An 18,671-nucleotide genomic window follows, 5' to 3' on the forward strand; every position below is an offset into this window, starting at 1 on the left:
GCACCCGCCGGGTTCCCCGTTGCCCCCGGCAGCGGGCGGCGGAGTGCGACGGGCGGGGGCGGCAGGCAGCAGGCGGCAGGCGGCAGGCGGCAGGCGGCAGGCGGCAGGGTGTTGTACATGGTGGATAGCGGTATGCCTGCCGGTCATGGATATGACAGCTGGGCATACGGCTCACCCGCATCACACCATCATGGGGAGATGCCGCAGAGTAGTCGCCTCGCTACGCACATCGCCGCCCTCCTTCGCCGGGAGCGCGGCGCCCGACAGCTCACCCAGCAGCAACTGGCCGATCGGGCTGGGACGAGTCAGAGCGCTGTGGCCCGCATCGAGCGCGGGGATCGGGTGCCGGGCATTCCGCTGGTGGAGCGCCTCTTCGCCGCCCTCGGTCTGCAAATCGCCGTCACCGCCGAGGAGCTCGACAGCCACCTCGATGCCCGGATGGACGCCCTCGCCGCACGGTCGCTCGACGACCGGATCGACGAACTCGGGCTGGACCAGCTGCTGAATCGGCTGGGCGACCTGCCCCATCTGTTGACCGGCGGCACCGCCGCACTGCTCCAGGGTGCCCCGGTACCGGCCGATGCCGTCGAGATCGCCGTCCGGTGGGGCGACTCCGCCCGGCTCACCGCCTGGCTGGAGGCCGCCTACGGGCAGCGCTGGAACGCCAGGTGGCGCGAGTTCGGCGGCCTGTACCCGGCACCGGAGGAGCCGGGCGAGCACTACTGGTCGACCCGGTACGGCAAGATCCGCGCCCAGATGTGCGACGAGCTTCCGGAGGCGATCGAGGTGCGACACGGCAACCGCAGCTACCGGGTGGTCCCGCTGGTCACGGTGGAGCTGACCGACCCGCAGGCCGCTGACCTGTTACGCCGACACCGCCAACGCTCAGCCGAGGACAGCCCCTCAGCCGCCGGCCCCGTCGCGCGAACCCCGCAGTGAGCGCCACCCCCACGGCGCCGGGACAGAGCACCACCGCGAAGCAGCACCACCGCGAAGCAGCACCACCGCGCACCGCCGACGTCAGCCGGCGGTGCGCGGTGCGGACGCGCGGGCGTGGCGGATGGGTCAGCCGGCCGGGCGCTCCCAGTCGATCGGGGGCAGACCGGCGTCGGCGAGGGCCTTGTTGGTGGCGCTGAACGGGCGGCTGCCGAGGAAACCCCGCGGGTTCATCGGGCTCGGGTGGCCGGCCTCCAGCACCACGTGCCGTGGGTTGGTGACCAGGGCCGCCTTCTTGCGGGCGTAGCCGCCCCAGAGCAGGAAGACCACCGGTTCGTCCCGGGCGTCCAGGGCCCGGATGGTGGCGTCGGTGAACTCCTCCCAACCCTTGTTCGCGTGCGAACCGGGGCTGGCCTGCCGGACGGTGAGCACCGCGTTGAGCAGCAGCACCCCCTGCGCCGCCCAACCGTCGAGGTTGCCGCTGCGCGGCTTCGGCACCCCCAGGTCCTCACCCAGTTCCTTGAAGACGTTGCGCAGCGACGGCGGCACCGACACCCCCTCGCGCACGCTGAAGCTCAGCCCGTGCGCCTGCCCCGCCTTGTGGTAGGGGTCCTGGCCGAGGATCAGCACCCGGCACTGCTCCGGGCCGCACAACCGGTAGGCGGAGAAGAGATCCTCCACCGGTGGGAAGACGGTCTGGGTGGCGTACTCGTGGGCGACGAATTCGGCCAGCGCGGCCGTACGGGCCGGGTCCAGGTGCGGGGTGAGCACGGCACGCCACGCCTGCGGCAGCAGCGCCAGCAGGTCGAGGGTGGGGGTGTCGTCGGGCATCGGCAACCTTTCACAACGAAGTCCCCGGCACTCTAGGCATCGGGTGCGACAACCCTCAGCCCAGGGCGGTCAACCGTTGCGTCCAGTCCCCGCCCACCGGCTCCAGGTCGACCACCCGGCTGTCGTCGTCGCGCCGGTCGATGCGGACCCGCAGGTGGGCGTCGGCCAACTGCTCGACCAGCCCCTCACCCCACTCGACCACGGTCACCGAGGCGTCCACCGAGGCGTCCAGGTCCAGGTCGTCGATCTCGGCGCGGGGATCGGTCGCGTCACCCAACCGGTACGCGTCGGCGTGCACCAGGGCCACCGTGCCGCCGCGCGCCGGGTCGGGCCGGTGCACCCGGGCGATCACGAAGGTCGGTGAGGTGACGTCGCCGCGTACCCCCAGGCCGACGCCGAGACCCCGGGTCAGCGCGGTCTTGCCGGCCCCCAGCGGGCCGGTGAGCAGCAGCAGGTCGCCGGCGCGCAGCACCCCGGCCAGCCGGCGACCGAAGGCGTGCGTGTCCTCGACCGTGGGCAGCGTGACGCGCACGGTCACCGTGCCGCCCCGGATCGGTCCGGCCCGCCGGCGGCCTGCGCCGGGCCGCGCGCCGGCACGACGCGCCTGCTCACAGCGCCTCCAGGAAGCGTTCCAGCCCGGCGTTGACCTCGTCGGCGTGTTCCAGCATCACCACGTGCCCACTGTCATGGATCTTGAGGTATTCGGCGTGCGGCAGCCGACGGACGATCTCGTCCGAGTGCACCACCGGCGTGATCATGTCCTTGTCGCCCACCACGACCAGCACCGGCGTGCCGCTCAGCGCGGCCAGCGCCGGGAACCGGGAGTGGGTGGCCAGGGTCCGCAGGTAGCGGGTCACCGTGTCGGCCGACGTCCGGGAGTTCATCCGCTCCACGTACGACACCAGGGCCGGGCTCGGTTTCGAGGTGCCGAAGCCGTACCGGCGGGTCAGCAGCCAGGCCACGTTGGAGGTGGACTTCCGGGCCCGGTCGATGACGATCCCGCCGTACCGGGTGGTGGTGCTCATCATGAACAGCACCGGCGAGCCGACCCGGCCGAGCAGGGCCGGCGCGACCAGCTTCGTCTCGGCGAGCAACCCGCCCGACGTGGCCATCAGCACCGTGCCGACCACCCGGTCACCGAACAGCTCCGGGTACGCCTCGGCGAACGCCATGATGGTCATCCCGCCCATCGAGTGCCCGACCAGCACCAACGGCCCCTCCGGGGCGGTCCGGTCGATCACCCGGCGCAGGGTGCGCCCGAGCGCGGCGAGGTCGTACTCGCCGGTCTCCAGTCGGCCCGACCGGCCGTGCCCCGGCTGGTCGTACGCGACGATCCGGTAGTCGCCCCGCTCGGCCAGCAGTTGGCGCTGGAAGTGGAACGTCCCCATGTCCAGACAGAAGCCGTGCACCAGCACCACCGTCGGACGCCCCGGCACCGGCCGGGTCGGCTCGACCACCTCGACGTGGATGTCGGTGCCGTCCGGCAACTCCAGCCGGTACGCCTCGTCGTAACGCTGCGCGCCGAAGTCCTCCCCGGCGTACGGGTCGGCGGGGTCGGCCTTGAGCCGGCGGACCAGGGCCCGTTCGGTGGCCACCCCGGCGGCCAGCCCGGCGGCGGCCACGCCCATCGCAGCCCCGACCACACCGGCCACCTTCCCGGCGGCGGTCCTCGGCCGGGGCACCCGGAACCGGTTGACCGCGCTCACGGCCGCTCACCGTCGTAGACCCGGGGCACCCGGACCCCGCCGAACCGGGTGACGATCTCGTAGTTGATCGTGCCGACCGCCTCGGCCCAGTCGTCGGCGGTGGGCATGCCGTCGTCGCCGCTGCCGAAGAGGGTGGCCACGTCACCGGCGGCCACCTCGTCGTCGCCGCAGTCGAGCACGAACTGGTCCATGCAGACCCGACCGGAGATGGTGCGGCGCTTCCCGCCGAGCTGCACCGGGCCGACGTTGGAGGCGTGCCGGGGCACCCCGTCGGCGTAACCGAGCGGCACCACCGCGAGGTTCGCCTCCTCCTCGGTGGCGTAGGTGTGGCCGTACGACACGCCGGTGCCGGCGGGGACCCGCTTGGTGAGCATCACCCGGGCCCGCGCGGTCATCGCCCGACGCAGCCCGAACTGCTGACCGGCGACCGGCGACAGCCCGTACACGGCGATCCCGGGCCGGACCAGGTCGAAGTGGGTGTCGGGCCGGGTCAGGGTGGCCGCCGAGTTCGCCAGGTGCCGGTAGCGGGGGCGCAGGCCGGCCCGCTCGACCATGGCCAGCCCTTCGTGGAAGACCGCCAACTGCCGGTCCGTGGTGGGGTGGCCGGGCGAGTCGGCGTACACGAAGTGGCTCCACACGCCGACCACCTCGACCAGGCCGTCGGCCTGGGCCTTCGCGGCGGCCTCCAGCAGGGTCGGCCAGTCGGCGACGGTGGCCCCGCCCCGGGCCAGGCCGGTGTCGATCTTCAGGTGCAGCCGGGCCGGCCGGTCGGCGGCCCGGCCCGCCTCGACCATCTCGGCGAGCTGGGACAGGCTCGCGGCGGCCAGGTCCACCCCGGCGGCCACCCCCTCGTGCAGGGGCAGCCCCGGGTCGAGCAGCCAGGCCAGCACCGGCGCGGTGATTCCGGCCCGGCGCAGGGTCAACGCCTCGTCGAGGGTGCACACCCCCAGCCAGTCCGCCCCCGCGTCGAGCGCGGCCCGCGCGGACGGGACCATGCCGTGGCCGTACCCGTCGCCCTTCACCACCGCCATCAGCTCGGCGCTGGTGCCCGACCGGAGTCGGGTCACGTTTGCACGGATCGCGTCCAGATCGACGCGCACCTCGGCCTGCCACATGCGCCCAGCCTACTGGCGTCGGTGATCACCGGCCGGTGGACGCCGACCCGGGCCGCCGACCCGCCCCGGTCAGAGCAGCGGGGCCACCACCGGGCGCAACGCGGCCACCACGTCCGGCGCGGTCACCGGGCCGCCCCGGGCCGCCTCCCGCCCGGCCAGCCCGTGCAGGTACGCCGCGACGACCGCCGCCCGTTCCGGGGCCAACCCGGCGGCGAGCAGCGCGCCGAGCAGCCCGGCCAGCACGTCCCCGGTTCCCCCGGTGGCCAGGGCGGGGCTCCCGGTCGGGTTGACGTACGCCCGGCCGTCCGGCGTGCCGACCACCGTGCGGTCCCCCTTGAGCAGCACCGTCGCGTTCATCCAGGCGGCCAGCCGCAGCGCGGCGGCGACCCGGTCGGCACCCGGTTCCTCCCCGCACAGCCGGCGGAACTCCCGGTCGTGCGGGGTGACCACGATCGGGGCGTCCCGGTGCCGCAGCCGGTCGGCGAGCGAGCCGTCCACCAGCAGGGTCAGCGCGTCGGCGTCGAGCACCACCGGCACCGGCGCGGCCAGCACCGCGCGCAGCTCCGCGCCGGCCTGGTCGTCGGTGCCCAGGCCGGAACCGCAGACCCAGGTCTGCACCCGGCCGGCCCCGGCGACCCGGTCGGTGGCGATCACCGACGGGTGCTGCCGGACCACCTCGGCCCGGGCGCCACCGGCGTACCGGACCAGGCCGGTGGGGCCGGCCAGCGCGCCACCCACCGAGAGCACCCCCGCCCCCGGGTAGGTCCGCGACCCGGTGGCCACCCCGACCACGCCCCGGCGGTACTTCTCCGAGGACGCCTCGGTGCGGGGCCACCAGTCCCGCACGTCCGACCATTCGGTCACCCACAGCGCGGGGGTGCCGCGCAGCCACGGCCCGAGCCCGATGTCGACCAGCTCGACCTGGCCGGCGAGCGGGGCGGCCGGGCCGACCACCAGGGCCGGCTTGAGCGCGCCGAACGCCACCGTCACGTCGGCCCGGACGGCGGCGGGCCGGCCGGACCCGCCCGCCGGCACGTCCCCGGTGTCCACCGCCACCCCGCTGGGCACGTCCACCGCGACGACCGCGGCCCGGCCACCGTCGCGGCCCCGCAGCGCGGGCAGCCCGGCGACGAGTTCGTCGGCGGCCTCCCGCAGCCCGCCGCTGCCCCCGATCCCGACGATCCCGTCGAGCACCAGGTCGACGGTGCCGGGCGGGGTGTCGACCAGCCGGCCACCGGCGGCCCGCAGCGCCGCCAGTCCCCCGGCGTGCGCCCGCCCGGGGCTGGTCGGCAGCACGGCGACCTGCGCGCCGCGCCGGGCCAGCCGCTCGCCGGCGTACAGCGCGTCGCCGCCGTTGTCACCGGTGCCGACCAGCACCAGCACCCGCGCGCCGTAGACCCCGCCCCGGTCGGCGAGCAGCAGGGCACAGCGCCGGGCCAGCCCGGCCGCCGCCCGCTGCATCAGCGTCCCGGGCGCCACGGTGGCCATCAGGCCGGCCTCCGCCGCGCGTACGTCCGACACCCGCCACACCGGTTTCATGCCGCCCCCGTCTTTCCTGCCAACAGAACGTCACCCTACCGGCGGCGGGGGCGGCAGATTAGCCATCGGCGTCACGGCCGGCAAGACCTGTGGACAACCCCGGGGGTACGACCGTCGCCCGTCGTCCACAGGGCCGACCCGGCCACCGTCCGGTCCCCTAGCGTCGGTGCCACGTCGGCAGCGGGGGCCGGCGACGGGGGCACGGGAGGCAGCCGATGACGAACGAGCCGGTGGAGGTCGACCTGTCGGTGCTGCGGGTGGCGGCCGGCGGGTTGGCCGACGAGGCGTACGCGCTGGCCCAGGGGTTGGCGGGTCGGCCCGGCCTGGTGCCGGCCGCGCCGGGTTGGCGGGCCGGCCCCGCCCTGGCCGGGCTGGAGTCGGCGGTGCACGCGTGGCACGGGGCGCTGGGCGTCCGGGTGGCGCAGGCGGGTGCGGCCCTGCGCACCGCCGCCGAGGCGTACACCGCAGCCGACGACCGGGCCGCCGGGCGACTGGTCGGCCGACCCCGATGATCGGGTACGCCCAACTCTGGTCCGCCTCCCCGGGTGACTGGGACGCGGCGGGGGTGGCCTGGCGCGGGTTGGACGCCCCGGTCGGGCGGCGGCGGGCCGGGCTGGCCGACCGGGCGGCGGCGTTGCGGGCGGGCTGGTCCGGCAGGGCGGCGACAGCGGCTGGCGGCCGGCTCGACGGGCTCCGGTCGGAGTTGGCCACCATCCTGCCCGCGCTGGTCGAGATCGATCAGGTGCTGGCCGAGTTCGCCGGTCGGCTCCGGGTGGCGAAGGCCCGGCTCGCCGAGGCGGTGGCGCTGGCCGACCGCACCGGCGTGGCGGTGGACCGGCGCGGCGGGGTCCGGGCGGCCCCCTGCTCTGGCGCGGCCCCGAGGCGGGTGCGCTCCCGGTCGGGGTGGGTGCCCACCCTTCTCCGGCGGGCGGTGCCGTCGGTACCGACGCGGTCGACGCCCGTGGTCCCGCCCCCGGCCCCCGCGCCGGTGGGGGCGCTGTCGGCAGCGGTGCAGGTGCCGGGGGCGGAAGCGGGGCGGCTGCCGCAGGCGCAGGTGGTGGCGGGGCCGGTGGCGCGGGCGGCGGGGTGGGCTCGCCGGCGGCGGTGGGTCAGGTGGCGGCGGCGCTGCGGGAGGCGCTCGCGCTGGCCGACGCGGCCGACCGGGAGGCCGCCTCCCGACTGGCCGAGCTGTCCGGGGCGGCCCGCACCGGCTGGGTCGAGCGGCCACCGCCGGGCCGACCGGCGGGCGACGCCACCCCGGCGGTGGTCCGTGCCTGGTGGGCCGGCCTCACCCCGGCACAGCGGCGCTGGCTGGTGCTCCACGAGCCGGCCCGGATCGGCTCGCGTGACGGGGGGCCGGCGGCGGCCCGGGACCAGGCGAACCGACTGCTGTTGGCCGGCCACCGGGAGGCCCTGCTGGCGGCACGCCGTTCGGCGGCGGGCGAGCGCGGTCGGCGGCGGATCGACCGCGCGTTGGCCGTCCTGGACGGGCTCGCCGGGCGGCTGGCCGCCACGTCGCCGCCCCGGGCGTACCTGCTCGGGCTCGACCCGCGCGGTGACGGCCGGGCGATCGTCGCGCTGGGCAACCCGGACCGGGCCGGCCGGGTGCTGACCTATGTGCCGGGGATGACCAGCGACCTCGCCGACGTCCCCGGTGAGCTGAGCCGGGCCGCCCGGGTGCAGGCCAGGTGCACCGCCCTCGCCCCGGGTGCGGAGACGGCGGCGGTGCTCTGGCTGGATTACGACGCCCCCGACTTCCTGCCCGAGGCGTCCTCGCCGGCCCAGGCCCGGGACGCCGGGCCGGCGCTGCACCGCTTCCAGGAGGGGCTGCGCGCCACCCACGACGGGCCGGCGGCCCGGCAGACCGTGCTGGGGCACAGCTACGGCTCGCTGGTGGTGGGCAGCGCCGCCCGCGACCACGGGTTGGCCGCCGACGCGCTGGCCTTCGTCGGCTCACCCGGTGTCGGGGTGGACCGGGCCGGTGCGCTCGGCCTGCCACCGGAGCGGGTCTGGTCGAGCACCGCCGGTGACGACGTGATCGGGCTGGTCGAGCCGCCCCGCGACCTGGCCGGCCGGGCGGTGCTGGCCGCCTCGCCGCTGGCCAGCGCCGCCTGGCTGCTCCGCCCGGACGACCACCAACTGTGGTTCGGGCACGACCCGAGCGATCCGGGGTTCGGCGGCCGGACCTTCCCCAGCGGCCGGTACGGCCACACCGGCTACTGGGAGCCCGGCAACCCCGCCCTGGACGGGATGGCCCGGATCGTGCTCGGCCGATGACCGGACCGCCGTCGGTGGCGCGGGGTCACCTACTCGACGGTGACCGACTTCGCCAGGTTGCGCGGCTGGTCGACGTCGTGCCCCCGGGCGGCGGCGATCTCGGCCGCGAACACCTGCAACGGCACGGTGGTGACCAGCGGGGCGAGCAGGGTCGGCGTACGCGGCACATAGATCAGGTGGTCGGCGTAGCGGACCACCGCCTCGTCGCCCTCCTCGGCGATCACGATGGTCCGGGCGCCCCGGGCCCGGACCTCCTGGATGTTGGAGACGATCTTGTCGTGCAGCATGCCCCGGCCGACCGGCGACGGCACCACGCAGATCACCGGGGTGCCCTTGTCGATGAGCGCGATCGGCCCGTGCTTCAGCTCACCGGCGGCGAACCCCTCGGCGTGCATGTACGCCAGCTCCTTGAGCTTGAGCGCGCCCTCCAGGGCCACCGGGTAGCCGACGTGCCGGCCGATGAAGAGCACGGTCGGCTCGGACTTCAGCTCCCGGGCCAGCTCGCGCACCGGCTCGATCCGGTCCAGCAACTCCCGCAGCTTGTCCGGCATCTCCTGGAGCTGACTCACCACCGCACCGACCTCGTCGGCGAACTTGATCCCGCGTACCTGGGCCAGGTGCAGGCCGATCAGATAGCAGGCGACCAGTTGGGTGAGGAACGCCTTGGTCGAGGCGACCGCGATCTCGGGGCCACCGTGGGTGTAGAGCACCGCGTCGGACTCGCGCGGGATGGTGGATCCGTTGGTGTTGCAGATGGCCAGCACCCGGGCCTTCTGCTCCTTGGCGTGCCGCAGCGCCATCAGGGTGTCCATCGTCTCGCCGGACTGCGAGATCACCACGATCAGGGTGGACCGGTCGAGCACCGGGTCGCGGTAGCGGAACTCGCTGGCCAGCTCCACCTCGCAGGGGATCCGGGTCCAGTGCTCGATCGCGTACTTGGCGACCATGCCCGAGTGGTACGCGGTGCCGCAGGCGACGATGAAGATCTTGTCGACGTCGCGCAGGTCCTGGTCGCTGAGGCGGACCTCGTCGAGGGCGATCTCCCCGGCCTCGGTGAGCCGGCCGAGCAGGGTGTCCGCGATGGCCTGCGGCTGCTCCTCGATCTCCTTGAGCATGAACCAGTCGTAGCCACCCTTCTCGGCGGCCGAGGAGTCCCAGTCGATGTGGAAATCCTTGCCGGTGGCCGGCTGACCGTCGAAGTCGGTGATCTCGATGCTGTCGGCGGTGATCAGGACGAGTTGGTCCTGACCCAGCTCGACCGCCTCGCGGGTGTGCTCGATGAACGCCGCCACGTCACTGGCCAGGTAGTTCTCCCCGTCGCCCCGGCCGACCACCAGGGGCGAGTTGCGCCGGGCGCCGACCACCGCACCGGGGACGGCCGCGTCGACCGCGAGCAGGGTGAACGCGCCCTCCAACCGCCGGCACACCACCCGCATCGCGGCGGCGAGCAGTTGCGGGCTGTCGGTCCCGCCGGCTGCCCGCAGCTCGGCGAGCGCGTGGGAGAGCAGGTGGGCGGCACACTCGGTGTCGGTGTCGCTGGTGAACTGGACGCCGTCGTCCTCCAGCTCGGCGCGGAGCTTGGCGAAGTTCTCGATGATGCCGTTGTGGATCACGGCGACCCTGCCGTCGGGGGCCAGGTGCGGGTGGGCGTTACGGTCGGTCGGACCGCCGTGGGTGGCCCACCGGGTGTGGCCGATGCCGGTGGTGCCGTCGCCGATACCGACCGGGCTGGCGGCGCAGTCGTCCGGGTTGTTGGCGGCCCGCTCCGAGAGGACCTTCTCCAGGTTGGCCAGCTTGCCGGCCTTCTTCTCGGTGAGCAGCTCGTCATCGCAGACGATCGCGACCCCGGCCGAGTCGTAGCCCCGGTATTCCAGCCGCCGCAATCCGTCGAGCACGATGCCGAGCGCCGGGCGCGCTCCGGCGTAACCCACGATTCCACACATGGCTTGCAGCCTAACCCAGCTTCGCTCACCTCGCGTGCGCGGAAGTCGGGTAAACAATCACCGAATTTGAGCGATCGGTCGGTGACGGGCGGCAATCGGACGACCGGCCGGCCCATCCGACCGCACGGGGTTGCGAGGGGCCCGGCAGTACGACAGTCTCTCGGCGACCCTGGAACGTCCCTGGGACGGCCCGCTCGCCCCCTTCCTCCCTTCCGTCCCCGGAGCGACCATGTCCGACACGCCACCTCCCAGCGATCCCCCATCTCCGCCCAGCGACCCGACCCCGCCGGCGTCCAGCGACCCGTCGCCCCCGCCCAGCGGGCCGGACGTCCCGGCCTCCGCCGATGGTCAGGTCCCCGCCGGCGGTCAGGCCCCCGCGCCACCGGGCGGTGCCGGCGTGGACCCGACGGCCGACCCGAAGCCCGGCCCGTCCCCCTGGACCCCGCCCGACCCGTTCGCGGTCCCGCAGCCCTGGGCCGCCCCCGACCCGTGGCCCGGCAGTCCGACGACCGGCGGCCCGCCCGCCGGCACGGCCGGCCCGGTTTCCCCGGCCCGCCGACCGACCCCGCCGGCCAGCCCGCGCCCACCGGCTGGCCCGGCCCGACGCCGGGACCCACCGGCTGGCCCGGTCCGATCGCGGGGCCCACCGGCTGGCCCGGTGCCGCCTCTGGACCCGGCGGTTGGCCCGGTGGGGTTCCCGGGATGCCCGGCGGCCCGCCCGCCGGTTGGCCCGGCACGGCACCGGGAATGCCCGGCGGTCCGCCCGGTCACGGCTGGCCGCCGCCGGGCTACCCGCCGCCGTTCGCCCACCCCGGGTATCCGCCGTCGGGCGCAAGCAGCTCCACCGGCGCCGGTCAGGTGGTGGGGATCGTGATCGCCGTGGTCGTGGTGCTCGTCCTCGGCTTCTGCGCCTGCGTCTGCGGGGGCAGCACCCTGCTGGGTGACATCGCACCGGACTCGGCGACCGAGGACCCCTACGACCGCGGCTACTACGAAGACCCCGAGCCCAGTTGGAGCCCGCCACAGCCGTTCCAGCCGTCCGCGCCCGCCACCAGGCCGGCGGACGGTCCGGGCCGGTACGCCGTGACGTACGAGGTGACCGGCACCGGGCCGGTGGACCTCCAGTTCTACGACGGTGACGGCTACTTCATCCAGCGGGAGAAGGTGCGGCTGCCGTGGCGGATGGAGCTGCGCACCGACGACCCGGACCGGGTGCTGGTCAGCGCCGCCCGCGCCGATGACAACGAGGGCGGGTTCCGGTGCGCCACCACGGTCACCGGCCGACCCCGGGTGACCGACGCGGTGGGTCCGGACGGCTGGCGGGTGCAGTGCCACGCCAGACCGATCCGCTGACCGGTCACTGCGCGCGGCGCACCGGCCGGCAGCCGGCCTGTGCCCTGCCGGTCGACCACGACCGGGGTGGCACACGCGGCCACGAGCTGATGGCAGGGGCGGTCCCGGGCCGTAGGCTGACAGGCGTGACGACGCCGACCGATGTGGACCCGCTGGTGGCCCGGATGCGTGCGTTCGGGACGACCGTGTTCGCGGAGATGTCCGCGCTCGCCGTCCGGACCGGCGCGGTCAACCTGGGCCAGGGCTTCCCGGACACGGACGGGCCACCGGAGATGCTGGCCGCCGCCGCCGAGGCGCTGCGCTCCGGGCACAACCAGTACCCGCCCGGTCCGGGCATCCCGGCCCTGCGCGCTGCCGTCGCCGCACACCAACGGCGGTTCTGGGCGCTGGACTACGACCCGGCCGACGAGATCGTCGTCACCGCCGGGGCCACCGAGGCGGTCGCCGCGAGCATCCTGGCGCTCTGCGAGGCGGGCGACGAGGTGATCTGCTTCGAGCCGTACTACGACTCGTACGCGGCGTCGATCGCGTTGGCCGGGGCGGTGCGGCGGCCGGTGACCCTGCGCCCCGGCGACGACGGCCGGTACGCCTTCGATCCGGCCGAGCTGCGGGCCGCGTTCGGGCCGAAGACCCGGCTGGTGTTGCTGAACTCTCCGCACAACCCGACCGGCAAGGTCTTCACCGCGTCGGAGCTGGCCCTGGTCGCCGAACTCTGCCAGGTGCACGACGTCTACGCGGTCACCGACGAGGTGTACGAGCACCTCGTCTTCACCGACGCCGCCGCCGCGCACCTGCCGCTGGCCGGCCTGCCCGGGATGCGGGAGCGCACGCTGCGGATCTCGTCGGCCGGCAAGACGTTCTCCTGCACCGGTTGGAAGGTGGGCTGGGTCAGTGGCCCCGCCCCGCTGGTCTCGGCGGTGCTACGGGTGAAACAGTTCCTCACCTTCGTCAACGCCGCCCCGCTGCAACCGGCGGTGGCCGTGGCGCTGGCCCTGCCCGACGCCTACTACACCGGTTTCCGCGACAGCCTCCAACGGCAGCGGGACCTGCTGATCGGCGGCCTGACCGACGCCGGCTTCGAGGTGTTCACCCCGGAGGGGACATACTTCGTCACCGCCGACATCACCGGCCTCGGCGGTCGGGACGGGCTGGAGTTCTGCCGGTCCCTGCCGGAGCGCTGTGGCGTGGTGGCGGTGCCCACCCAGGTCTTCTACGACGACGTCGAGGCCGGCCGCCGGCTGGTCCGGTTCGCCTTCTGCAAGCGTCCCGAGGTGCTGACCGAGGCGGTCACCCGGCTGCGTGCGCTGGCCGGGGCCCACTGACCGCACCCGCCGGCACCTCGCCCGGCCCGGCGGTCGGCAATCACCGGCCCGTCGGGTAAGCGCCCCGGCGGGCACGGCCGGGCGTCAGGTGACGGGGCTGGCGGTGCGGACGTGTTCGGCGATCCGCTCGGCCACCGACCGGGCGGTCTCCTCGGTGCCGGCCTCGACCATCACCCGCACCAACGGTTCGGTGCCCGACGGGCGCAGCAGCACCCGACCGGTCTCCCCCAGCTCGGCCTCGGCCCGCTCGACCTCGGCCCGCACGGCGGGCGCGGCGGCACCGACGGTACGGTCGCCGACCGGCACGTTGATCAGCACCTGGGGCAGCTTGGTGACCACCGAGGCCAGCTCGGCCAACGACCGGCCGGTGGCGGCCATCCGGGCCATCAGGTGCAGGCCGGTGAGGACCCCGTCCCCGGTGGTGGCGTGCGCGGGCATGACGAGGTGGCCGCTCTGCTCGCCGCCGAGGGCCAGGCCGGAGGCGCGTAGCTCCTCCAGCACGTACCGGTCGCCGACCTTGGTCTCGACCAGCCGGATGCCCTGCGCGGACATGGCCAACCGCAGGCCGAGGTTGCTCATCACGGTGGCGACCAGGGTGTCCTGGGTCAGCTCGCCGGCGTCCCGCAGGGCCAGCGCGAGGATCGCCATCAGTTCGTCGCCGTCGACCTCCTCGCCGGTGGCGTCGACCGCCACGCAGCGGTCGGCATCGCCGTCGTGGGCGAGGCCCAGGTGCGCGCCGTGCTCGACCACGGCGGCCCGCAGGCTGTCGAGGTGGTTGGAGCCGCACTCGTCGTTGATGTTGAGGCCGTCCGGCTCGGCGTGGATCGCGATCACCTCGGCGCCGGCCTCCCGGTAGGCCACCGGGGCGACCTCGGCGGCGGCGCCGTTGGCGCAGTCGACCACGACCTTGATGCCGTCGAGGCGGTGCGGCACGGTCCCGACGAGGTGCTGCACGTAGTGGTCGGCGCCGTCGAGCAGGTCGTGCACCCGGCCGACCCCCGCGCCGACCGGGCGGTCCCAGGCGGTGGTGGCGTTCGCCTCGACGGCCGCCTCGATCCGCAGCTCGATCTCGTCGGGCAGCTTGTGCCCACCGGCGGCGAACAGCTTGATCCCGTTGTCCGGCATCGGGTTGTGCGAGGCGGAGAGCATCACGCCCAGGTCGGCCTTGGCCTCGGCGGTCAGGAACGCCACCGCGGGGGTGGGCAGCACGCCGACCCGGACCACGCTGGCCCCGGCGCTGGTGAGCCCGGCGACCACGGCGGCCTCCAGCATCTCGCCGCTGGCCCGGGTGTCCCGCCCGACGACCGCCAGCGGCGGGTGGCTGCGGTCCGACTCGGCCAGCGTGTGCGCGGCGGCCACCGCCACCGCGAGCGCCAACTCCGGGGTGAGATCCACGTTCGCCCGCCCGCGTACGCCGTCCGTGCCGAACAACCGCCCCATACCGCGAACCTCCGGTGCACCTGCGATGAGTGGAGAAAGCGGAACGGCCGGGCCGCCTCCCGTGGGGGAGGCGGACCCGGCCGTCCGTCAGAAGTACAACGCGCTGTGGGTGATCAGCGCTTCGAGTACTGAGGAGCCTTACGGGCCTTCTTGAGACCGTACTTCTTGCTCTCCTTGACCCGGGCGTCCCGGGTCAGGAAGCCGGCCTTCTTCAGGGCCGGGCGGTCGTCCGGCTCGTTGACGATCAGCGCACGGGCGATGCCCAGCCGCAGCGCACCGGCCTGGCCGGTGGTGCCGCCGCCACGCAGGTTGGCGATGACGTCGAACTGCTCAAGCTTCTCGGCGGTGACCAGCGGGTCCTTGATGAGCTGCTGGTGCACCTTGCTCGGGAAGTACGCCTCGAGCTCCTGGCCGTTGCAGGTGATCTTGCCGGTGCCGGGGACGATACGGACCCGGACGATGGCTTCCTTGCGGCGTCCCACGGTCTGGATCGGCCGGTCACCACGAGGCGCGCGGGCGACGGGCGCGGGCGCCTCGGTGGCCTCAGGGGCTTCCGGGGCAACCTCGGTCTCGGTGATGTCGGTCATGCTGTTTCCTTCGCCCTCGCTCACTGCGCGATCTGCTTGATCTCGAACGGCACCGGCTGCTGCGCCAGGTGCGGGTGCTCGGCACCGGCATAGACCTTCAGCTTCTTGATCAGCTGACGGCCGAGCTTGTTGTGCGGGAGCATCCCCTTGACCGCCAGCTCGATGGCCCGCTCGGGCCGCTTGGTCAGCAGCTCCTCGTAGCCGATCTGCTTGAGGCCACCCGGGTAACCGGAGTGCCGGTAGGCGACCTTGGTCTGCCGCTTGTTGCCGGTCAGCGCCACCTTGCCCGCGTTCACGATGACGACGAAGTCGCCCGTGTCGACGTGCGGCGCGAAAGTCGGCTTGTGCTTGCCGCGCAGCAGCGTGGCGGCGTGGGTGGCCAGGCGGCCCAGCACGACATCAGAGGCGTCGATAACGTGCCACTGACGCTCGATCTCACCCGGCTTCGGGCTGTACGTACGCACAGGTCTACCTTGTCTCGTCGTCGGTCTGGGGTCGCGCGCCGAGGTGACCAGAGGCTTCCCGGCCGGACCAGCGCGCACGAACGACCAAGCGTACCTGAGCGGCACGCCTCTGGATGTCGTACAACAGCAGGCAACGATACCCGGCGCCCCGTCGGCTGGTCAAAACGGGGGTTCGACCGGCGTGGCCTGCGGTTTCGGCGGATGACCAGCGTCACACGCCGATCAGCTTACCCGGACCGGGCCGCAGGTAGACCACCCAGGTCACCACGACGCAGAGCGCGTACCAGCCGATGAAGGCCAGATAGGCGGCGTCCGCGTTGCCCGAGGCGAGGAACGACTGCCGGAAGGCCACGTTCACCAGCACTCCGCCCGAGGCACCGACCGCCCCGGCGATGCCGATCAGGGCCCCGGAGCGCCGCCGGGCCCGGCGTTGCGCCGCCACCGGGTCCCCGGTCAGCTCCGCCTCGGCCGCCGCCCGGACCCGGAAGATCGCCGGGATCATCTTGTACGTCGACCCGTTGCCGATGCCGGAGAAGACGAACAGCGCCAGGAACCCGGCCAGGTAGAGCGGGAACGACCGCTCCCGGGCCGCGTACAGCACCAGGCCGGCGCCGGCGGCCATCGCGACGAAGTTCCAGAACGTCACCCGGGCCCCGCCCAGCCGGTCGGCGAGCTGGCCGCCGACCGGCCGGATCAACGAGCCGATCAGCGGCCCGAGGAAGGTCAGCCAGGCCGCGTCGACCGGGGTGGGGAACCGCTCGGCGAACTGGAGCTGGAGCACCTGGCCGAAGGCGAAGCCGAAACCGATGAAGGAGCCGAAGGTGCCCACGTAGAGCAGGGACATCACCCAGGTGTGCCGGTCGCGGGCGGCCTCCCGCAGCGCGCCGGGCTCGTTGTGGGCGTCCGGGATGTTGTCCAGCCAGCGGGCGGCGGCGAGCGCGGCCAGCACGATCAGCGGCAGGTAGACCGCCGGCACCAACCGGGGGTACGCGGCCCCGGCGGTGGCCAGCACCGCCAGCCCGACCAACTGCACCGCCGGCACGCCGAGGTTGCCGCCGCCGGCGTTGAGCCCGAGCGCCCGGCCCTTGAGCCGGTCCGGGAAGAACAGGTTGATGTTCGCCATCGACGAGGCGAAGTTGCCGCCACCGACCCCGGTCAGGCAGGCCAGCACCATCAGCGTGGTGTACGACACCCCCGGCTCCAGCAGCAGCGCCATCGGCACCGCCGGCACCAGCAGCAGCAGCGCGCTGACGATGGTCCAGTTCCGCCCGCCGAACCGGGCCACGGCCAGGGTGTACGGCAGCCGCAGCACCGCCCCCAGCGCGGCCGGTACGGCGGTGAGCAGGAACTTCCCCGCCGGGTCGATGCCGTAGGCCGGGCCGAGGAAGAGCACGGTGACCGACCAGAGGCTCCACACCGAGAAGCCCACGTGCTCGGCGAAGATCGACACCCAGAGGTTGCGGCGGGCGATCGGCGCTCCGGTCGTCCGCCAGAAGGTGGGGTCCTCGGGCCGCCAGTCGTCGATCCGGTGCCGACGTCCGGCGGGGCGGGTGGGTCCGGGGGCGGCGACCTGCGCGTCGGCGGTCGGCGGGACGGCGGTGTCGCCCGGCGGACCGACGGCGGTGGTGGCCGACGGATCGGTGGTGGTGGCGGCGGCCGACGGATCGGCGGCGGTGCTGCTGGCGGGCGTGCTCACGGCGACTCCTCCTCATCGATGTGAGCAGGAGGCTAGGCAGGGCCGGTTTCCCGGCGGTGCCCCACGTGGGTCGTTCCGGAAACGGAGATCGCACGTCGACCGGGGAGCAGCGGTGAGGGTCAGAGCTCCTGGAGGATGCGCAGCGCGCGGGCCACCCGCTGCATGGTCTCGGTGTCGGCGACGTCCACGCACTCGGTGAACCACTTCTTCATCGGCGCCGACAGCCGGTCGGGCATCACCACGTTGCCACCCATCGGCACGGCGAGCGGGGAGTCGCGCAGCAGGGCGGTCTCGACCACCTCGGCGACGATCACGATCGGCACGTCGGTGGAGTTGTAGACGTCGGAGCTGATCACCAGGCCGAGCCGTTCCCGGGCGCCCTCGATGCGCCAGACCTCTCCCCTACGCAGCACGTGGGCGACCGCCGAAGAGCACGTCGGCGACCATCCCCACCTCGCGGGCGTCGGCGAGGGCGGCAGACTCCAGGTCGAGCCCGGCCCGGCCGACCGCCTCGGCGTGGGCGGTGAAGACCTCGCGCAGCGCCTTCTCCCGGGCGGCCTGGTCCATCCAGGCGGAGAGGGAGAGCCCTTCCCGCTTGGCGAACCGGCGGGCCTCCTCGATCGTCTCGTCGGAGAACGAGAGGGTCACCTTGGCAGTCATGCCGTCGATCCTACTCCCGGTATGACCCCGGGTCATCCGGCCCGCCGGCCGCCGAAGACGGCGAACCGCCACGCCTTGTAGAAACAGTCCACGTCGACCAGGCCGGCGTCGGCCAGCCAGCGGCACTGGTCGGCCACCGACGCCGGACGGTCGTGCCGCATCCGCTCGCGGGCGGCGGCGATCTCGTCGGCGTCCGCGCCGCGCGCGGCGGTCTGCGCCAGCCAGACGTCGTCGTACCGGCGGTCCAGGGTCGGGGTGGGACCGGCCACCTGCTCGGCGTTGACGAACACCCCACCGGGGACGAGCACCTCGGCCGCCCGGCGGTAGAGCGCGCGCTTGCCGTCGTCGTCGAGGTGGTGCACGGCCAGGGCGGAGACCACCGCGTCGTACCGGCCGGCGGGGAGCGGGTCGGCCAGGTCGGCGACGACGGTCCGGTGCGCCACCCCCCGCGCGGCCAGCCCGTCGGCGGCCACCGCGAGCATCCGGGCCGCACCGTCGACCAGGGTCACCCTGACCTCGGGCAGTGCCGCACCGAGCAGCAGCGACAGCAGCCCGGTGCCGGCGCCGAGATCGAGCACCTCCGGGGTGCGACCGGCGGCGAGGGCGGCCCGCAGCGGCGGGGCGGCCACCTCGACGGCGGTGCCGTAGAAGTCGTCGAAGCAGGGGATGAGCCGGCGGCGGGCCCCGTCGTAGGAACCTGCCACCGCATCGAAGGCCGCCGTCACGTCCACGATCCACTCCTCTCACATACTAAGAAAGTTGTCTCATATTATAGACCCCACCGACCGCTTCTCTGCCCCCG

19 protein-coding genes are annotated in these 18,671 nt (G+C 74.3%); 5 read left to right on the forward strand and 14 right to left on the reverse strand.

The window, feature by feature from the left end; translation table 11 throughout:
- Positions 1 to 198 precede the first annotated feature (198 nt).
- Entirely contained in the window at positions 199 to 939 is a 741-nt protein-coding gene (locus tag ACQP1S_RS27650) for a helix-turn-helix domain-containing protein (RefSeq protein WP_432900601.1), read from the forward strand.
- A gap of 126 nt (positions 940 to 1,065) precedes the next feature.
- On the opposite strand, the gene ung is transcribed toward ACQP1S_RS27650, so the two are convergent.
- The 5 genes from ung to ACQP1S_RS27675 all read right to left on the reverse strand — a co-directional run bounded on the left by ung (position 1,066) and on the right by ACQP1S_RS27675 (position 6,127).
- Complete coding sequence (ung, locus tag ACQP1S_RS27655; RefSeq protein WP_432900603.1) at positions 1,066 to 1,767, reverse strand: uracil-DNA glycosylase; 702 nt, start codon at positions 1,765 to 1,767, stop codon at positions 1,066 to 1,068.
- Positions 1,768 to 1,822: 55 nt separating this feature from the next.
- Positions 1,823 to 2,305, reverse strand: coding sequence for a tRNA (adenosine(37)-N6)-threonylcarbamoyltransferase complex ATPase subunit type 1 TsaE (tsaE, locus tag ACQP1S_RS27660; protein WP_432900605.1), 483 nt, complete (start codon positions 2,303 to 2,305; stop codon positions 1,823 to 1,825).
- A gap of 70 nt (positions 2,306 to 2,375) precedes the next feature.
- Positions 2,376 to 3,395: an alpha/beta fold hydrolase gene (locus ACQP1S_RS27665; RefSeq protein WP_432908381.1), complete on the reverse strand. Its 1,020-nt coding sequence runs from the start codon at positions 3,393 to 3,395 to the stop codon at positions 2,376 to 2,378.
- Between the two features lie 74 nt (positions 3,396 to 3,469).
- On the reverse strand, positions 3,470 to 4,588 hold the full coding sequence (alr, locus tag ACQP1S_RS27670) for an alanine racemase (RefSeq protein WP_432900607.1): 1,119 nt from the start codon (positions 4,586 to 4,588) through the stop codon (positions 3,470 to 3,472).
- Positions 4,589 to 4,657: 69 nt separating this feature from the next.
- Positions 4,658 to 6,127, reverse strand: coding sequence for an NAD(P)H-hydrate dehydratase (locus tag ACQP1S_RS27675; protein WP_432900609.1), 1,470 nt, complete (start codon positions 6,125 to 6,127; stop codon positions 4,658 to 4,660).
- 215 nt (positions 6,128 to 6,342) lie between these two features.
- Between ACQP1S_RS27675 and ACQP1S_RS27680 the strand changes: the two genes are divergently transcribed.
- Complete coding sequence (locus tag ACQP1S_RS27680) at positions 6,343 to 6,639, forward strand: hypothetical protein (protein WP_432900611.1); 297 nt, start codon at positions 6,343 to 6,345, stop codon at positions 6,637 to 6,639.
- Positions 6,640 to 6,865: 226 nt separating this feature from the next.
- Here the strand turns inward: ACQP1S_RS27680 and ACQP1S_RS27685 are convergent, their stop codons facing one another.
- Complete coding sequence (locus ACQP1S_RS27685) at positions 6,866 to 7,042, reverse strand: hypothetical protein (protein ID WP_432900612.1); 177 nt, start codon at positions 7,040 to 7,042, stop codon at positions 6,866 to 6,868.
- 171 nt (positions 7,043 to 7,213) lie between these two features.
- On the opposite strand from ACQP1S_RS27685, the gene ACQP1S_RS27690 reads away from it, so the two are divergent.
- The gene (locus ACQP1S_RS27690; protein WP_432900614.1) at positions 7,214 to 8,404 is read left to right on the forward strand and encodes an alpha/beta hydrolase; all 1,191 of its coding nucleotides are present in this window, start codon (positions 7,214 to 7,216) and stop codon (positions 8,402 to 8,404) included.
- A gap of 29 nt (positions 8,405 to 8,433) precedes the next feature.
- On the opposite strand, the gene glmS is transcribed toward ACQP1S_RS27690, so the two are convergent.
- The gene (gene glmS, locus ACQP1S_RS27695; RefSeq protein ID WP_432900616.1) at positions 8,434 to 10,347 is read right to left on the reverse strand and encodes a glutamine--fructose-6-phosphate transaminase (isomerizing); all 1,914 of its coding nucleotides are present in this window, start codon (positions 10,345 to 10,347) and stop codon (positions 8,434 to 8,436) included.
- A gap of 870 nt (positions 10,348 to 11,217) precedes the next feature.
- Between glmS and ACQP1S_RS27700 the strand changes: the two genes are divergently transcribed.
- Together ACQP1S_RS27700 and ACQP1S_RS27705 are read left to right on the forward strand one after the other, a co-directional pair.
- The gene (locus ACQP1S_RS27700) at positions 11,218 to 11,700 is read left to right on the forward strand and encodes a hypothetical protein (RefSeq protein ID WP_432900618.1); all 483 of its coding nucleotides are present in this window, start codon (positions 11,218 to 11,220) and stop codon (positions 11,698 to 11,700) included.
- Positions 11,701 to 11,789: 89 nt separating this feature from the next.
- Positions 11,790 to 13,022, forward strand: coding sequence for a pyridoxal phosphate-dependent aminotransferase (locus ACQP1S_RS27705; protein ID WP_432908384.1), 1,233 nt, complete (start codon positions 11,790 to 11,792; stop codon positions 13,020 to 13,022).
- Between the two features lie 84 nt (positions 13,023 to 13,106).
- Here the strand turns inward: ACQP1S_RS27705 and glmM are convergent, their stop codons facing one another.
- The 7 genes from glmM to ACQP1S_RS27740 form a co-directional block, all read right to left on the reverse strand.
- Positions 13,107 to 14,462 (reverse strand): phosphoglucosamine mutase, encoded by a 1,356-nt coding sequence (glmM, locus tag ACQP1S_RS27710; RefSeq protein ID WP_432900620.1) that lies wholly within the window; start codon positions 14,460 to 14,462, stop codon positions 13,107 to 13,109.
- 113 nt (positions 14,463 to 14,575) lie between these two features.
- The gene (rpsI, locus tag ACQP1S_RS27715; protein ID WP_432900622.1) at positions 14,576 to 15,049 is read right to left on the reverse strand and encodes a 30S ribosomal protein S9; all 474 of its coding nucleotides are present in this window, start codon (positions 15,047 to 15,049) and stop codon (positions 14,576 to 14,578) included.
- Positions 15,050 to 15,069: 20 nt separating this feature from the next.
- Positions 15,070 to 15,513: a 50S ribosomal protein L13 gene (gene rplM, locus ACQP1S_RS27720; protein ID WP_030489638.1), complete on the reverse strand. Its 444-nt coding sequence runs from the start codon at positions 15,511 to 15,513 to the stop codon at positions 15,070 to 15,072.
- Between the two features lie 211 nt (positions 15,514 to 15,724).
- Positions 15,725 to 17,038: an MFS transporter gene (locus ACQP1S_RS27725; RefSeq protein WP_432908386.1), complete on the reverse strand. Its 1,314-nt coding sequence runs from the start codon at positions 17,036 to 17,038 to the stop codon at positions 15,725 to 15,727.
- Between the two features lie 290 nt (positions 17,039 to 17,328).
- Positions 17,329 to 17,622, reverse strand: a complete 294-nt coding sequence (locus ACQP1S_RS27730; protein ID WP_091241869.1) for a type II toxin-antitoxin system PemK/MazF family toxin — start codon at positions 17,620 to 17,622, stop codon at positions 17,329 to 17,331.
- Positions 17,612 to 17,869: a DUF6364 family protein gene (locus ACQP1S_RS27735; RefSeq protein WP_091241872.1), complete on the reverse strand. Its 258-nt coding sequence runs from the start codon at positions 17,867 to 17,869 to the stop codon at positions 17,612 to 17,614. The genes ACQP1S_RS27730 and ACQP1S_RS27735 overlap by 11 nt, the downstream gene beginning before the upstream one ends.
- Positions 17,870 to 17,901: 32 nt before the next feature.
- Entirely contained in the window at positions 17,902 to 18,600 is a 699-nt protein-coding gene (locus ACQP1S_RS27740) for a class I SAM-dependent methyltransferase (RefSeq protein WP_432900625.1), read from the reverse strand.
- Between the last annotated feature and the right edge of the window lie 71 nt (positions 18,601 to 18,671).

This window comes from Micromonospora matsumotoense (assembly GCF_050951065.1).
Lineage (GTDB): Bacteria > Actinomycetota > Actinomycetes > Mycobacteriales > Micromonosporaceae > Micromonospora > Micromonospora matsumotoensis.

What these genes read in the sequence shown, in the direction of transcription:
- ACQP1S_RS27665 (WP_432908381.1), bottom strand. Translation starts at nt 3,395, where the DNA reads ATGGGCGTGGCCGCCGCCGGGCTGGCCGCCGGGGTGGCCACCGAACGG.
- ung (WP_432900603.1), bottom strand. Translation starts at nt 1,767, where the DNA reads ATGCCCGACGACACCCCCACCCTCGACCTGCTGGCGCTGCTGCCGCAG.
- glmS (WP_432900616.1), bottom strand. Translation starts at nt 10,347, where the DNA reads ATGTGTGGAATCGTGGGTTACGCCGGAGCGCGCCCGGCGCTCGGCATC.
- ACQP1S_RS27650 (WP_432900601.1), top strand. Translation starts at nt 199, where the DNA reads ATGCCGCAGAGTAGTCGCCTCGCTACGCACATCGCCGCCCTCCTTCGC.
- ACQP1S_RS27705 (WP_432908384.1), top strand. Translation starts at nt 11,790, where the DNA reads ATGGCAGGGGCGGTCCCGGGCCGTAGGCTGACAGGCGTGACGACGCCG.
- ACQP1S_RS27735 (WP_091241872.1), bottom strand. Translation starts at nt 17,869, where the DNA reads ATGACTGCCAAGGTGACCCTCTCGTTCTCCGACGAGACGATCGAGGAG.
- ACQP1S_RS27680 (WP_432900611.1), top strand. Translation starts at nt 6,343, where the DNA reads ATGACGAACGAGCCGGTGGAGGTCGACCTGTCGGTGCTGCGGGTGGCG.
- ACQP1S_RS27675 (WP_432900609.1), bottom strand. Translation starts at nt 6,127, where the DNA reads ATGAAACCGGTGTGGCGGGTGTCGGACGTACGCGCGGCGGAGGCCGGC.
- glmM (WP_432900620.1), bottom strand. Translation starts at nt 14,462, where the DNA reads ATGGGGCGGTTGTTCGGCACGGACGGCGTACGCGGGCGGGCGAACGTG.
- rpsI (WP_432900622.1), bottom strand. Translation starts at nt 15,049, where the DNA reads ATGACCGACATCACCGAGACCGAGGTTGCCCCGGAAGCCCCTGAGGCC.
- alr (WP_432900607.1), bottom strand. Translation starts at nt 4,588, where the DNA reads ATGTGGCAGGCCGAGGTGCGCGTCGATCTGGACGCGATCCGTGCAAAC.